Here is a 15,274-nt window from a genome sequence, read left to right as displayed (position 1 = left end):
TTAGGCGTCAAGTTTATCAAAATAGTCTAGGGAAGTCCTTGAGATTTTTAACAACAGATTAATTTAAATTTAATTTATACTGCACCTATTCACAGAGTGAGCTAAACAAGCGATGTTAGCATTGGAGCGTAGAAGCAGGATTAACTATACTTGATTAAAACACTCAGGTATTAGATAATCTCGCGCATTAGTATTAAGGTATTGAGGGTTATAAGATGTCTGAAGAATTACCCATTAAGTTTAGCGACGCAGCCGCTGTGCGTGTTAAACAGTTAATCGACGAAGAAGAAAACCCAGATCTAAAACTGCGTGTTTATGTCACAGGCGGTGGGTGTTCAGGTTTTCAATACGGTTTTACTTTTGATGAAAAAGCGAATCCTGGCGATTTAGAAATTGTTAAAAACGGGGTTACCTTAGTCATTGACCCTATGAGTATCCAATATTTAGTTGATGGCGAAGTTGACTACACCGAAGGATTAGAGGGGGCGCGTTTTTTTGTCTCAAACCCTAATGCGACCACTACATGTGGTTGTGGTGCTAGTTTTAGCGTATAAAAATATCGTTATCCAAAAAAACCGCTTAATAAGCGGTTTTTTTATATGTTCAAAAAAATTATAACTCAGTTGGGCTGTATTCTGTTATTTGCATCATTAACACAAAAAAACCAAGTACAAACGTTGAGAAAACTAAAATATAGATAAATCCTTTTTTACCCTGTTTTATTGGAATTGCATAATGGCGTAAAAAAAAGTACCAACCTAAGCACAAAATAATAGGCAGTAAAAAGAGTAGTCTAAACATGATTTAACCTCTTTAAGTTAGGGTCAATAGACCTTAATAATAAACAGCTTATATTTAAATGAAACAAAAAAGTTATAAAATATTTAACCTTATTCAGACTTAGTAAATATTTGTTGTTAGACTTTAATCGCAGAATTACTAATTAATCATTCAGATCAACGGTGAATGGTATATAATGTATCCAAGAATGAGACGGGCAAGGTTTCATTTTTACAATAATAAAGAGTTAATACATATTTGAGAATCTTTTTTGTTTAAATTGTAAGCGTTTACACTGTGTCTTAGTTAGTCTCAGTGGGCTTACAATGTTGACGGCATTGAGCACTTTGCAATATGTATAGTTAAACAACGAGTAGGAGTTGTATATGATGGGTAAAACCGTATCTTCGGAAGAAAATGCAAAGCTAACAAAGTGGCTTAAAGCTAAGCGCCATGAAAAAGGCTACACAATGCGCAGCTTAGCGCAAATATTGGGTACGCCACATTCTTTTATAGGCAAAATAGAAAACCAAGAACGTCGCTTAGATGTGATTGAGTTTGTTCGCTATTGCAATGCATTAGAAGTTGACCCGTATGAAGCATTAAGCTTAATTAAAGCTGATTAACGCTTTTAGGCTGTAATCGTAAAGTTAAACCTAACGTCTACAGCTAATACTAATGCAGGGATGCATTAGGTATTACCTATTATGATAATTTTGCTCTAATAAATATAGTTTGTGCCTAATTAGATATAAAAATATCAATGAAGGTAAAACCATAAGCGCTGTTAATACAAAAAATAATGACCAATTCCCCATCAGCCAATCATCGATAACTACGCCACTATAACTCGATAATAACGTACGTCCTAAATTACCCAATGATGCTAATAGCGCATAATGGGTGGCGCTAAATGCTCTGTCACACAGCATAGATATAAAAGCAACCATCGCCACTAAAGACCAAGCTTGGGTAAAACCATCAACTACAATCGCCATTGCATATAAGTGTTCTTGTGGCCCTGCTAAGGCAATCCAAGAAAACATTAAGTTAGATGCAGCCATGGCTACGCCACTAATAAATAAGCCTTTTACTATGCCATATTTGTGGTTAAAAATACTGCCCAAAAAGGCAAATACAATGGTGATTAAACCCGTGCCCAGCTTGGAGTAATTTGCTATTTGGGTATTACTAAAGCCCACTTCCTTATAAAATACAATCGACATTCGTGCTAAAAATGCTTCACCAATTTTAAATAAGAAAATAAATGCCAGCAGTGCTAGTGCAGTTTTAACCCCATTTTTAGCAAAAAAGGTTTTAAATGGGTCAACCACGGTGACACCCAGCCATGCGAGTATTTTCGTTAGTGGTGTTTGTTTGCTTGCCGCAAGCTTTTCAAGATAAACACGCTCTAGCTCGGCATGAACAGCTTCACGGTTTGATTTTGGTTCTTTAGCCCAAAACACACAGCTAATTAATAACAGCATAATCGCAGATAAAAAATAATAGACCTGCGGCCAGTCTATGTTTGGCATATCAGCCATATAAAAGGGCACAGCCCCTAATAAAGCATAACCTGTCCACCAACCTGATGTAGCCATTGCGGCGGCTGCGGTGGCTTTGTGAGATTCATTTTCACTAAGAGTGTCTATTCGAAAAGCATCTATAGCAATATCTTGCGTTGCAGAGGCTATGGCGATCAGCAAGCAAAGTGCGGCGGCAATCGCTAGGTTTGCTTTTAGATCAAGCCCTGCAAGTAGTAACGTGCCAAGCAAAATAAAGCTTTGGCAAAACAAGATCCAACTGCGGCGCTGACCAAGCCAGTTGTACAAAAAGGGCAGTTTAGTGCGGTCTATTAAAGGCGACCATAAAAAATTGATACTGTAGGCACCAAACACAATGCCAAATAAGCCTATCATGCTGCGACTCAAACCTTCATCTTTAAGCCAAGCCGACATTACCGAGCCAATTAACACCCACGGAAAGCCACTGCTCATTCCAAATATAAAAACATTAATCAAACGTTTATCTTTAAAATAAGAAAAGTATTCGCGAACAGAAAGTGTGCTATTCATAGGGGCTCATTGGCTCATAGAAAGAGCAGCCAAAGCTGCTCTGATAAAAAGTTATAAAGGGACTTGCTCAAGCACCTTGATATTTAATATAACAACCGGTTTTTCAGGGACAAAGTTGTAGCCAATTTTGTCATTAAAACCCGTTTTTACAGCCATGATTTTATCGAGCGTCTCATAACCTTCCATAACACTGCCAAACACGGCAAATCCCCAATCTCGCCCTGGATTTAAATGGTCATTGTCATCCATGTTAAAAAAGAACTGACGCGTTCCTGAGTGTGGTTCTCGATCTTGATAGGCCATAGCAATGCTATACATATCGTTAGTTAAGCCGTTACCGCTTTCATTAAAAATAGGGTCGTTTTCATGCAGGCCATCGTAATCTTTATCATAACCACCGCCTTGAATTACAAAATCACGATCATTTTCTACATCGCGTTCTACACGATGAAACACACTGCCTTGATAGCTTTTATCAGACACGTAAGTCAAAAAGTTATTGACTGTAATAGGGGCTCTTGAACGGTCTAGCTCAACCACAATACTGCCCAACGATGTCACAATTTCTACTCGAGGGAAAATATTATCTTTTTGCACAAAGCGGCCTTCTTGAGCCGCTAAACTATTTACGCTAAAAAATAAGCTTACGCAGATTAAAAAAAGTTGCTTCATTATTAACCTTCTAAAAATGCAATTAATTCAGGGTCAGATACAATGCGGGTAATTAACTGCTCAGTCAACTTATTGAGCTGACCTTCAATTTTTGCCCTATCATGACCAAGTGGTCCAGATAAATTAGCATTACCGCTATAACGCTTACTGAAATTACTTGTAGGGCGAATCACTCGTACTTCAAATTCAATCTTGGCATCACTGGTATGGCTCATTAGCTTTTCTGTAACCACAGCTTGCAGTGCATGAATATCTAACTCAAAGCGCAATTGCGCTAAATTAGAAATGCTAGCGCCATTGCGACTAAGCGCACTGTCTAGCGCACTTTTAACTGACTCAGTAATACCCGTGCTGGCAATGGTTTTTGTTTTGCTTGATTCAATAAGCTTTAAGGTTGCACTGTCACCACGTAAATCAATCACGCTGGTGTTTAAGCTGTTATTGATTGAGCTTATTTGTCCACTTTTATACACAGGGTTGAGAATAAGCTGATTAGGCTGATTGGCACATCCCGAAAAAACCACTAAAGTACAACAGCTCAATAATATCTTTATGAGTTTCATTTATAACGTTCCACTATTTTTAGTTGCGCTGAGTACCACAAACTTTTTATTAGAGCCTAATAAAGTACAGTTACCAAACATACGGTTTAGTTTGTCATGATAATCTAAATGACGATTGCCAATAATACGCAGCTCGCCACCTTCTTTTAATGTGTCTTTTGCTTGTTTAAACATTTGCCACGCGATGTGGTCGGTAACCGCTTGTGCTTGGTGAAATGGCGGATTACACAATACAATATCGGCACTTTCACGTTCAAAGTCGGTTAAACAATCATTCTCTATAAAGGTACATTGTTCAAACTTGTCTTCCATGTTTAATTCAATGTTGAGTCGAGCTGATTCAACCGCCATATACGACTCATCAACAAAGCTAATACTAGCATTAGGGCAGCGCGCTAATGTCATTAAGCCAACCACGCCATTACCACAGCCTAAATCTATAATATTTTTGGCTTTATTTGTTTGTGGCAAATAATTAAAAAAGAAGCGCGCACCTATATCAAGTGAATCACGCGAAAACACATTGGCATGATTGCTTATTGTAAAATCAGTGCCTTCAAGTGGCCAGCTGACTGGGAAATCTGCGCCTTTATAACCGCCTGCGGCTTGGCTAATAATTAAACGTGATTTTTTTACTGCAAGACTTGTTTTCGTCTCACCAATAAAGTTTTCAAATGCTTTAATAGTAGAGTTATGCACGTCTTTAGTTTTTGCAGCACCAATAACTGGCGTATCTGGCGCGAGCACCTCGCTTAATTCAGATAGCTGATATTGTAAAAAAGCCAACGTGCGTGGTACTTTTACCAACACTAGGTCTACTTGCTCAGGCAGAGCCGATAAACTATCAAGCTGGCTAAACGCAGTCGTCGCGATTTTGTTTTCCGCTAAGTTATAAGCAGCTGCCTGATGGCTAATATATGAGTCGTTTACTGAACAAACTGTTAATTGTTGCTTGCTAAAGTAACAGCTAAGTGCACCAAAACTGTCGTTTAAGATAAGTAACGAGCGACAATCAGGGTAGTGTTCATTAACATAGTCAATAAGGTATTCGTCTGCTGAATCCCACGCTTGTAAGCTGCGGTTTTTTTGATCCAAAGGAAAGCGTTCAAGAGTAAAAGTGTTATCGCCGAGCGTAGCTTGCGTAGTCATAATAGTTTAATGATCGGTAATCAAATGATAGGTAAATTCTAACATGCAACCGCCAAACGCCAACCCCCAACTGTTACCAAATGGCTTTTCTTATCAAAGTAAGGTACTTAGCGCACAAAAAAGCCTCGATTTATTTTATTATTTGCAGCAAAACCTAAATTGGCAACAGCCAAACATTACAGTGTTTGGTAAAACGGGGCCAATACCTAGGCTACAATGTTTTATCAGCGAAGAAAATCTTGAGTACGGTTATTCTGGGCATAAACTCGACTTAGAGCCTTGGCCAGACGTATTACTTGCCATGCGAACACGTTTAGAAAATCACCTACAGCAACCATTTAACTCAATTTTGGTTAATTATTATCGGGATGGCCACGATTGTATGGGTTGGCATAGTGATGACGAGGCTGAGCTAGGGCCTGAGCCTACCATAGCGTGTGTGTCGCTTGGTGCAGAACGGTTATTTAAACTTAAACACAAAGTAAGCAACAGCATTACTAACATCAAATTACAAAGTGGTAGTTGTTTAATAATGAGCGGACAGAGCCAACAAAATTATCAACATGCGTTGCCTAAACAAACAACACTTAAACACCCGCGGATCAGTTTAACGTTTCGCTATATTAATAATGGTTTCAGTTAAATAGCATTAGCCATGGTGTAGCCGCAGTTGTTATAGTAACCATATAACTGAATTTTGAGGATGGTTTTTATGTCAATGCAACAACAAATACGTGACAAGCTAGCAAATGCTATTGCGTGTAAGCATTTAAATGTTATTAACGAAAGCCATATGCACAGTGCGGGGACTGAATCTCACTTTAAAGTGATTGTAGTCAGTGAAGAATTCGCTGGTAAGCGATTATTGCAGCGTCATCGTGAAATTAATGAAATTTTAAAAGATGAGCTGGCAAATCATATTCATGCGCTTGCTATGCACACTTATACTCCTGAGGAATTTACAGAGCACGACGGTGAAGCCCCGCAGTCACCTAATTGCATGGGCGGCTCAAAAGTTGGATAACAGGTAGCTAGAAGGTGGTTTGAGCAGTGCGTAACTGATCAGATCAGTTTTTTTTGTTTTAGCCTTTAAACTAGCGCTAATTTTTATTGTAAAAGATATAGGATGATCAATGGTCATTAAGCCTAAAATTCGCGGATTTATCTGCACCAATGCACACCCAGTTGGCTGTGCAGAGCATGTTCAAGAACAAATTAATTACGTAAAGCAACAAGGGGCATTAAAAAATACGCCTAAAAATGTATTAGTTATTGGTGCGTCTACAGGTTATGGCCTTGCATCTCGTATTACCGCTGCATTTGGTGGTGGCGCTAAAACATTAGGTGTGTTCTTTGAAAAAGAAGGCACTGAACGTAAAACAGGCTCTGCGGGGTGGTATAACACGGCGGCATTTCAAGCAGCCGCTGAAGCTGAAGGCTTATGGTCTAAAAATATTAATGGTGATGCGTTTTCTAACGAAATCAAACAAAAAACAATCGACACCATTAAAGCTGAATTAGGTAAAGTTGACTGTATTATTTACAGCTTAGCATCACCTCGTCGTACTGATCCAAATACAGGGGAAGTGTTTTCTTCAACACTTAAGCCAATTGGTAATGCGGTAACGACTAAAAACTTGAATACGTCAAAGCGTGAAATTGATGAAGTAACTGTTGAAGCAGCAAACCAAGACGATATCGACAACACCATTAAAGTAATGGGTGGCGAAGACTGGGAAATGTGGATTGACGCCCTTAAAGACGCTGATGTACTAGCAGATAACTTTAAAACAACGGCTTACACATACATTGGTAAAGAACTAACTTGGCCAATATATGGACATGCAACCATAGGTAAGGCAAAAGAAGACCTAGACCGTGCCACTGCAGCTATTAAAGCCGCTACCCAAGATTTAAATGGCGAAGCTTACGTTTCTTCACTTAATGCGGTTGTTACCCAAGCAAGCTCGGCAATCCCAATAATGCCGCTTTACATTTCGGCACTATTTAAAGTGATGAAGGCTGATGGCACTTACGAGGGCACAATTGAGCAAATTCATGCGTTATTTAATGAAAACCTATACGGTGATTCACCACGTTTTGATGAGGGCGGACATTTATTCCAAAACTACAAAGAGCTGGAAGATGACGTTCAAGCACGTGTTCAAACTATTTGGGATAGTGTAGACACAAGTTCAATTGATGAGTTAACGGATTACGTGGGCTACCATAATGAGTTCTTACGCCTATTTGGTTTTGGCATTGATACGGTTGATTACGAGCAAGATGTTAATCCTGTTGCGCCAATTGCAAATATGATTGATTAATCTGTAGCTAGTAATCCAATTTTGGAAAAGTCGCCTAGTGCGACTTTTTTGTTTTTTAGCCTTGATTTGAAAAAAATTTTGCTATTTGTTGGTTTATTTACCACTTTGGTCTAGCTTGTATTTTATTAATTATGAATTACAAAACTAAATAAACGTTTCTCTCGTATAATTTTCATAAATACACTCGCATAGTCAGTCACAATAATGTTAAAATCAAAGCAATATGTGAGGAGTTTTACTGCGCTGCTTGTTTGGTATCTATAGCGAGTCATTTTATAGCTTGCAATAATACAAATAGCGGCGTGGTTGGTACGATTTTTCAGTTTCTTTCCGTTAATGTAGTGCAAGTGCGTATGATCAATATAAAAAAAGGTCTGGATTTACCCTTAGAGGGCGCACCTCAGCAAGTTATTCATGATGGTTCTGCCGTCAAACGTGTAGCTGTGCTAGGTGAAGAGTTTATCGGTATGCGTCCAACCATGCATGTTCGTGTGGATGACCAAGTCAAAAAAGGCCAGGTACTTTTTGAAGATAAAAAGAACCCAGGCGTATTATTTACTGCACCAGCTTCTGGTACAGTAAAAGAAATTAATCGCGGTGCTAAACGTGTTCTGCAATCTGTTGTTATTGAAGTAAACGGCAGTGAGCAAATCACCTTTGGTTCTTTCTCGGAAACTGAGCTTAACAGCTTAGACCGTGAAAAAGCTAAAGAAGTACTAGTTCAATCGGGTCAATGGACAGCACTTCGTGCTCGCCCATTTAGTAAAATAGCGGCGTTGGATGCAAATCCTAGCTCTATTTTTGTGACAGCTATCGATACCAATCCACTTGCTGCAGATCCTGCAGTAGTTATTGCTGAAAATGCGAAAGCGTTTGAAGCAGGTTTGGCTGTTGTGTCACGTTTAACCGATGGCAAAGTATTTGTTTGTAAGCAAGCAGGCAGTCAAGTTCCTAGTTCACCTATTGCTCAAGTAGAAGTACATGAGTTTGGTGGCGTGCACCCAGCTGGCCTTGTTGGCACTCATATCCATCACCTTGACCCAGTATCTGCTAGCAAGCAAGTTTGGCACATTGGTTACCAAGACGTTATTGCGTATGGTCACCTTTTCCTTACTGGTGAAATTTACACAGACCGTGTGATTTCGCTTGCAGGTCCGCGTGTTAAGAATCCTCGTTTAGTGAAAACACAATTAGGTGCTTCATTAGATGACTTAGTAGCAGGTGAATTAGAAGACGGTGATAACCGTGTTATTTCTGGTTCTGTACTTGCAGGTGCTACGTCGTCTGGTGTTCATGCATTCTTAGGCCGTTACCACGTTCAAGTATCTGTATTACTTGAAGGTCGCGAAAAAGAATTGTTTGGCTGGATTGCACCAGGTAGTGATAAATTCTCTGTAACGCGTACATTCTTGTCTCACCTTACACCGAGTCGTTTATTTAAAATGACAACGTCTACGGGCGGTTCAAAACGTGCCATGGTTCCACTTGGAAGCTATGAGCGTGTTATGCCACTTGATATTTTGCCAACGCTTTTATTACGTGACTTATTGTCTCGTGATTTAGACAGTGCAATTTCATTAGGTGCGCTTGAATTAGATGAAGAAGATTTAGCGTTATGCACCTTCGTTTGTCCTGGCAAATACGAGTACGGCGCAGCCCTACGCGATTGCTTAACTACGATCGAGAAGGAAGGCTAAAATGGGCTTAAAAACTTTCTTAGAAGATATAGAACCACATTTTGAACCAGGTGGTAAGCATGAGAAATGGTACGCGCTGTATGAAGCTGCTGCGACTATTTTTTACACGCCAGGTTACGTAAACAAAGGTTCAACTCACGTTCGTGATAACATCGACCTAAAACGTATGATGATTTTAGTGTGGATGGCGACGTTCCCTGCCATGTTCTTTGGTATGTTCAACATTGGCCATCAAGCTGCAATTGCACTTGGTAATGGCTTTGAGCTAGCTAATATTTGGCAAGTAGGTTTATTCCAGTTACTTGGCGGTGAATTAACCGTTGATGCAGGCTGGGGTGCGAAAATGTTCTACGGAGCCTGTTTCTTCCTACCTATTTATGCAACTACCTTTATTGTCGGTGGTTTCTGGGAAGTGTTATTTGCTTCTGTGCGTAAGCATGAAGTTAATGAAGGTTTCTTTGTAACTTCTGTATTGTTTGCATTAATTCTGCCTGCAACGATTCCTTTATGGCAAGTTGCACTAGGTATTACTTTTGGTGTAGTTATCGCAAAAGAAATATTTGGTGGTACAGGCCGTAACTTCTTAAACCCTGCGCTTGCTGGTCGTGCGTTTTTATTCTTCGCATACCCTGCACAAATTTCAGGTGACACAGTATGGACTGCCGTAGATTCATTCTCTGGCGCGACTATGCTTGGTCAAGCGTTTGCTGGTACGTTAAATTACGCGACTGATATTGAGCTTTGGTGGAATGCGTTTTACGGATTCATTCAAGGTTCTATGGGCGAAACGTCTACACTAGCTGTACTTATTGGTGGTTTATTCCTAATTTACGTGCGCATCGCGTCTTGGCGTATCGTGCTAGGTGTATTCCTAGGTATGGTAGTAACCTCATCAATACTGAACACCATTGGTTCTGAAACTAATGCAATGTTTGCTATGCCTTGGTACTGGCACATGGTATTGGGTGGTTTTGCATTCGGTATGTTCTTTATGGCAACTGACCCTGTATCTGCTGCATTTACTGATAAAGGTAAATTAGCATACGGTGCGCTTATTGGCTTTATGGTTATCATGATCCGTGTTGTTAACCCTGCATACCCAGAGGGCATCATGCTAGCAATCTTATTTGCTAACTTGTTTGCACCTTTATTCGATCACTTTGTAGTGCAAGCTAATATCAAGCGGAGGTTGGCACGTAATGTCTAGTAATAACGAATCAATTGGCAAAACGCTAGCTGTTGTTGTCTCATTATGTTTAGTGTGTGCAGTTATTGTATCGCTAACATCTGTACAACTACGCCCTCTGCAAAAAGCAAATAAAGCAAAAGATATTCAAAGCAATATCTTAGCTGCTGCTGGTATTGGCAAAGTTGATAACGTTGCCGAAACGTTTGATGCTAAAATCGAAACTCGCTTTGTTGATATGCAAAGTGGTGAGTTTGCTGAGCCGGTAGAAGATTTTGACTTTGAAAAAAGTAAATACGATGCTGATTTAAGTAAATCTTTAAAAGAGAATGGTATTAAAGACATCGCCGGTATTCAACGTATTACCAAGCGTGCGCCTGTTTATATCTCTAAAAAAGACGATGGCTCTACTGATGCAATCATCCTTCCTATTCAGGGTTATGGTTTATGGGGTTTAATGTACGGTTTTATCTCGCTTGAAAGCGATGGCGAAACTATTAAAGACATCATTTTCTACAAACATAACGAAACACCTGGTCTAGGTGGTGAAATTCAAAACCCACAGTGGACTGCAACGTGGGAAGGTAAAGAGTTACCAATCCAAATCGTTAAAGGGACTGCAGCCGGTGATGAGCATAAGATCGATGGTCTTTCAGGTGCTACATTAACGTCTAATGGTGTTGACCATGCAGTTGATTTTTGGACTGGCGAAAATGGCTTTGGCCCTTTCCTTGCGAAAGTACGTAAAGGAGCATTGAACTAATGGCTGATACTAAAGAAATGAAGGCGGTCCTATTTGGTCCAGTTTTCGCTAACAACCCAATCGCATTACAAGTACTTGGTATTTGTTCTGCGCTAGCGGTAACGTCTAGCTTAAAAAATGCATTAATCATGTCAATTGCATTGACCTTGGTAACTGCATTCTCTAGCCTTTTTATCTCGACTATTCGTAATCATATCCCTTCATCAGTACGTATCATCGTACAGATGACGATTATTGCATCATTAGTAATCGTGGTTGACCAAGTACTACAAGCTTTCTCTTACGCTACGGCAAAAGAGTTATCAGTATTCGTTGGTCTAATCATTACTAACTGTATCGTAATGGGTCGTGCTGAAGCTTATGCAATGAAGTCGCCGCCATTAATGTCTTTCCTTGATGGTATTGGTAATGGCTTAGGTTACTCTGTAGTGCTGCTTACTGTTGGCTTTATTCGTGAGTTATTCGGTAAAGGTTCACTATTCGGTGTTGATATTATTCCATTAGTACAAAATGGTGGTTGGTACCAACCTATGGGTCTATTGATCTTACCACCGAGTGCATTCTTCATCATTGGTTTATTCATTTGGGTACTTCGTACTTATAAGAAAGACCAAGTAGAAGCTAAAGCGTAAGGGGCGATAAGTGGAACATTATATTAGTTTATTTGTAAAAGCCGTTTTTATTGAAAACTTAGCGTTAGCATTCTTCCTAGGTATGTGTACTTTCTTAGCCGTGTCTAAAAAAGTAACTACATCAATTGGCCTAGGTGTAGCGGTTATTGTTGTATTAGGTATTTCAGTACCGGTTAACAACTTGGTTTACCATGCGGTATTAGCACCAGGTTCACTAGAGTGGCTTGGTTACCCAGAAGCAGATCTTAGCTTTTTACGTTTCTTAACTTTCATTGGTGTTATTGCAGCACTAGTGCAAATTCTTGAAATGGCATTAGATAAGTTCTTCCCACCGCTTTACAACGCATTAGGTATTTTCTTACCACTAATCACAGTTAACTGTGCAATTTTTGGTGCGGTAGCCTTCATGGTTGAGCGTAACTATAACTTCGGCGAGTCTGTTGTTTATGGTATTGGCGCTGGTGTGGGTTGGGCGCTTGCAATTACATTACTTGCAGGTATCCGTGAGAAAATGAAGTATTCAGACGTACCAGATGGTTTACGTGGTTTAGGTATTACCTTCATCACTGTTGGCTTGATGGGTCTTGGCTTTATGTCATTCTCTGGTATTTCACTGTAATAATAGCGAGGTCAATCATGGATATTTTCTTAGGCGTTGGTGTTTTTATCGCTATCGTTGTAATACTAGTTTTAATCATCATTGGTGCTAAATCTAAGCTAGTTGCAAGCGGTGATATCATCATCGGCATTAATGGCGATGCAGACAAAGCCATTAAAACATCAGCAGGTAGTAAGCTATTAGGTGCACTATCTGAGTCAGGTATTTTCGTATCTTCTGCATGTGGTGGCGGTGGCTCTTGTGGCCAGTGTCGCGTACACATTAAAGAAGGCGGCGGTGATATTCTGCCAACTGAACTTGACCACATCTCTAAAGGTGAAGCACGTGAAGGTTGTCGCCTAGCGTGTCAGGTTAATGTTAAAAACGACATGGAAATTGAACTTGAAGAGTCAATTTTCGGTGTTAAAAAATGGGATTGTGAAGTTATCTCTAACGATAACAAAGCGACGTTCATTAAAGAACTTAAGCTACAAATTCCTGATGGCGAGTCAGTGCCGTTTCGTGCGGGTGGTTACATCCAGATCGAAGCGCCAGCTCACCATGTTAAATATGCAGATTTCGATATTCCTGAAGAGTATCGTGGCGATTGGAACCATTTTGGTTTCTTCGATCTGGAGTCAAAAGTAGACGAAGAAACAATTCGTGCTTACTCAATGGCTAACTATCCAGAAGAAGAAGGCATCATCATGCTTAACGTGCGTATCGCTACGCCGCCGCCAAGAAACCTAAGCCTACCATGTGGTAAAATGTCTTCGTACATTTGGTCACTTAAAGAAGGCGATAAAGTAACTATTTCTGGTCCATTTGGTGAGTTCTTCGCTAAAGACACAGACGCTGAAATGGTATTCGTAGGTGGTGGTGCAGGTATGGCACCAATGCGCTCACATATCTTTGACCAACTTAAGCGTTTAAACTCTAAACGTAAAATTAGTTTCTGGTATGGTGCGCGTTCTAAACGTGAAATGTTCTATGTTGAAGATTTTGACGGCCTAGCTGAGCAAAACGAAAACTTCGTTTGGCACACAGCGCTTTCAGATCCGCAACCAGAAGATAACTGGGAAGGCTACACAGGCTTTATCCATAACGTGTTATTTGAGAACTATCTTAAAGATCACGAAGCGCCTGAAGATTGTGAGTTCTACATGTGTGGTCCTCCAATGATGAATGCGGCTGTTATCACTATGCTTAAAGACTTAGGTGTTGAAGAAGAAAACATCTTACTAGATGATTTCGGTGGCTAATACCCAAACTGATTAAATTTAGTTAAAATACCAGCCTCGTCGCATTTTATGTGACGAGGCTTTTTTATATTAATTTTTAACCTATTAAGTAGGGTTGTTATGAACAAAGTAAATACTCCCCAGGGCATAATCGCCTTATTTATAATCACGCTGACTTTACTATTATCTGGATGTGGAAAATCAGTCCCAGAGGAAACCTACTTAGAAGGTAAAACGATGGGTACAACTTACCACATTAAGTTTTACGCTGAGCAAGTTGACCCTCAAGCAGTACAAGCAGAAATCGATGCGGTTTTAGTTGATATCAACCAGTCTATGTCGACCTATATCGAAGAGTCAGAAATAAACACCTTTAACCGTTTAGATGCCAACGAAGTAATGCCAATCAGTGATGACTTCAGGGCAGTTATTAGTGAATCTATGCGTATAGGTAATTCAACTAAGACCCTAGATGTGACTATGGGGCCGTTGATAGATTTATGGGGGTTTGGCCCAGATAAAAAACCAACAAAGCGCCCAACGAATGAAGCTCTGGCAAATATGATCAATAACATTGGTATAGATAAGTTGGTCCTTAACGAGCAAGGCTTAGCAAAAACGATGGCTGATTTAGAATTGTCGTTTTCAGCTACAGCAAAAGGCTATGGTATTGATAAAGTGGCTGAGCTATTACAAAGCAAAGGCATTATAGATTACATGGTTGAGATTGGCGGGGAGTTACGTATTGCTGGTACAAAACCAGACAATCAAGCATGGCGAATAGCAATTGAACAACCTGATGCTAACCCCGGTGAGCGAAAAGTACACCGTGTACTTGCACCAGGTAATAACGGTATTGCCACTTCAGGTGATTATCGAATCTTTTATACTATGGATGGCGAAACCTATACTCATCTTATTGATCCTATGACAGGGATGCCAATTAAGCATGACTTAGTTTCTGTTACAGTTTTACACCCTAGCGCTATGACGGCCGACGGTTTAGCGACTGCTTTAACGGTTATGGGTATGGAAAAAGCACAACAGTATGCGCAGCAGCATGATTTGCCAGTGTATTTAATTGCTAAATCGCCTGATGGTTTAGTCACTTATTCAAGTCCTGCGTTTAAGCCTTATTTATAGTCTTTAGGTTTATATCCTTAGCATGAGGGTATATAATGTAACGAGCTCATATAGCGTATTTGAGCTCATTTTATTGCTGAACAATAGGGGCTAAGCAATGTCACTTTTTTTTCTAACCTTTGGCTTACTTATTTTAATTGTCGCTGCGATGGCGATAGGCATGATAGTTCAAAGAAAATCGATGGCGAGTAGCTGCGGAGGCTTAGGCTCTGTAGGTATTGATAAAGCATGTGATTGCGATGATCCATGCGATAAACGCAAAAAGCGTCTAGCCAAAGAGCAAGTATGGAAAGAAAACCAAATTCTTTAAATAGATTTATTTCTGTTTAAACAAAAAACCTCTCGTAGCTCTCTACGGGAGGTTTTTTATTTATATCGCCATAAATAAATCACCAGCTGATAAAATAATCGTGTTTTTATCTTGAACAGAAAACTCTCTTTGTTATAC

The 15,274-nt window shown here is 39.8% G+C and carries 18 protein-coding genes; 13 read left to right on the top strand and 5 right to left on the bottom strand.

All coding sequences use genetic code 11. From position 1 onward, the window contains the following. Positions 1 to 215 precede the first annotated feature (215 nt). Positions 216 to 554 (top strand): iron-sulfur cluster insertion protein ErpA, encoded by a 339-nt coding sequence (erpA, locus tag P3J6_RS04530; RefSeq protein WP_002958911.1) that lies wholly within the window; start codon positions 216 to 218, stop codon positions 552 to 554. 58 nt (positions 555 to 612) lie between these two features. On the opposite strand, the gene P3J6_RS04525 is transcribed toward erpA, so the two are convergent. Further along, complete coding sequence (locus P3J6_RS04525; protein WP_138605633.1) at positions 613 to 801, bottom strand: hypothetical protein; 189 nt, start codon at positions 799 to 801, stop codon at positions 613 to 615. A gap of 365 nt (positions 802 to 1,166) precedes the next feature. On the opposite strand from P3J6_RS04525, the gene P3J6_RS04520 reads away from it, so the two are divergent. Next, the gene (locus P3J6_RS04520) at positions 1,167 to 1,406 is read left to right on the top strand and encodes a helix-turn-helix domain-containing protein (RefSeq protein WP_198522330.1); all 240 of its coding nucleotides are present in this window, start codon (positions 1,167 to 1,169) and stop codon (positions 1,404 to 1,406) included. 72 nt (positions 1,407 to 1,478) lie between these two features. On the opposite strand, the gene P3J6_RS04515 is transcribed toward P3J6_RS04520, so the two are convergent. The 4 genes from P3J6_RS04515 to P3J6_RS04500 are packed head-to-tail and all read right to left on the bottom strand — an operon-like array spanning position 1,479 to position 5,239. Further along, entirely contained in the window at positions 1,479 to 2,855 is a 1,377-nt protein-coding gene (locus tag P3J6_RS04515) for an AmpG family muropeptide MFS transporter (RefSeq protein WP_198522329.1), read from the bottom strand. Positions 2,856 to 2,906: 51 nt separating this feature from the next. Further along, positions 2,907 to 3,527: a peptidylprolyl isomerase gene (locus P3J6_RS04510; protein ID WP_008111880.1), complete on the bottom strand. Its 621-nt coding sequence runs from the start codon at positions 3,525 to 3,527 to the stop codon at positions 2,907 to 2,909. A gap of 2 nt (positions 3,528 to 3,529) precedes the next feature. After that, a complete protein-coding gene (locus tag P3J6_RS04505; protein ID WP_008111881.1) occupies positions 3,530 to 4,090 on the bottom strand; it encodes a YajG family lipoprotein in 561 nt (186 codons plus the stop codon). Continuing rightward, positions 4,091 to 5,239 (bottom strand): methyltransferase, encoded by a 1,149-nt coding sequence (locus P3J6_RS04500; RefSeq protein ID WP_198522328.1) that lies wholly within the window; start codon positions 5,237 to 5,239, stop codon positions 4,091 to 4,093. Positions 5,240 to 5,282: 43 nt separating this feature from the next. On the opposite strand from P3J6_RS04500, the gene P3J6_RS04495 reads away from it, so the two are divergent. The 11 genes from P3J6_RS04495 (at position 5,283) to nqrM (ending at position 15,136) form a co-directional block, all read left to right on the top strand. After that, a complete protein-coding gene (locus tag P3J6_RS04495; RefSeq protein WP_138569945.1) occupies positions 5,283 to 5,882 on the top strand; it encodes an alpha-ketoglutarate-dependent dioxygenase AlkB family protein in 600 nt (199 codons plus the stop codon). A gap of 69 nt (positions 5,883 to 5,951) precedes the next feature. Then, the gene (locus tag P3J6_RS04490) at positions 5,952 to 6,263 is read left to right on the top strand and encodes a BolA family protein (protein ID WP_010391086.1); all 312 of its coding nucleotides are present in this window, start codon (positions 5,952 to 5,954) and stop codon (positions 6,261 to 6,263) included. A 109-nt stretch (positions 6,264 to 6,372) separates the two neighbouring features. Next, positions 6,373 to 7,566 (top strand): enoyl-ACP reductase FabV, encoded by a 1,194-nt coding sequence (fabV, locus tag P3J6_RS04485; RefSeq protein WP_198522327.1) that lies wholly within the window; start codon positions 6,373 to 6,375, stop codon positions 7,564 to 7,566. 353 nt (positions 7,567 to 7,919) lie between these two features. Then, positions 7,920 to 9,263, top strand: a complete 1,344-nt coding sequence (locus tag P3J6_RS04480; RefSeq protein ID WP_054202028.1) for a Na(+)-translocating NADH-quinone reductase subunit A — start codon at positions 7,920 to 7,922, stop codon at positions 9,261 to 9,263. Between the two features lies 1 nt (position 9,264). Then, the gene (locus P3J6_RS04475; protein ID WP_008111893.1) at positions 9,265 to 10,470 is read left to right on the top strand and encodes an NADH:ubiquinone reductase (Na(+)-transporting) subunit B; all 1,206 of its coding nucleotides are present in this window, start codon (positions 9,265 to 9,267) and stop codon (positions 10,468 to 10,470) included. Beyond that, positions 10,463 to 11,212 (top strand): Na(+)-translocating NADH-quinone reductase subunit C, encoded by a 750-nt coding sequence (locus tag P3J6_RS04470; protein ID WP_008111895.1) that lies wholly within the window; start codon positions 10,463 to 10,465, stop codon positions 11,210 to 11,212. Before P3J6_RS04475 ends, P3J6_RS04470 begins: the two co-directional genes overlap by 8 nt. Further along, positions 11,212 to 11,844 carry an NADH:ubiquinone reductase (Na(+)-transporting) subunit D gene (locus P3J6_RS04465; protein WP_006791491.1) on the top strand — a complete coding sequence of 211 codons (633 nt, stop codon included), beginning with the start codon at positions 11,212 to 11,214 and terminating at the stop codon, positions 11,842 to 11,844. The genes P3J6_RS04470 and P3J6_RS04465 overlap by 1 nt, the downstream gene beginning before the upstream one ends. A 10-nt stretch (positions 11,845 to 11,854) precedes the next feature. Continuing rightward, positions 11,855 to 12,463, top strand: coding sequence for an NADH:ubiquinone reductase (Na(+)-transporting) subunit E (gene nqrE, locus P3J6_RS04460; RefSeq protein ID WP_006791490.1), 609 nt, complete (start codon positions 11,855 to 11,857; stop codon positions 12,461 to 12,463). A 17-nt stretch (positions 12,464 to 12,480) separates the two neighbouring features. Further along, positions 12,481 to 13,704: an NADH:ubiquinone reductase (Na(+)-transporting) subunit F gene (nqrF, locus tag P3J6_RS04455; protein WP_008111899.1), complete on the top strand. Its 1,224-nt coding sequence runs from the start codon at positions 12,481 to 12,483 to the stop codon at positions 13,702 to 13,704. 99 nt (positions 13,705 to 13,803) lie between these two features. Further along, positions 13,804 to 14,826 (top strand): FAD:protein FMN transferase, encoded by a 1,023-nt coding sequence (locus P3J6_RS04450; protein WP_198522326.1) that lies wholly within the window; start codon positions 13,804 to 13,806, stop codon positions 14,824 to 14,826. 97 nt (positions 14,827 to 14,923) lie between these two features. Further along, on the top strand, positions 14,924 to 15,136 hold the full coding sequence (gene nqrM, locus P3J6_RS04445; RefSeq protein ID WP_010391098.1) for a (Na+)-NQR maturation NqrM: 213 nt from the start codon (positions 14,924 to 14,926) through the stop codon (positions 15,134 to 15,136). Positions 15,137 to 15,274: the final 138 nt, after the last annotated feature.

Origin of the sequence: Pseudoalteromonas sp. 3J6 (assembly GCF_903995135.1) — a bacterium.
Classification (GTDB): domain Bacteria; phylum Pseudomonadota; class Gammaproteobacteria; order Enterobacterales; family Alteromonadaceae; genus Pseudoalteromonas.
Note: the sequence above shows the minus strand (reverse complement) of the source record. Positions and strands in the feature narration are given on the sequence as shown.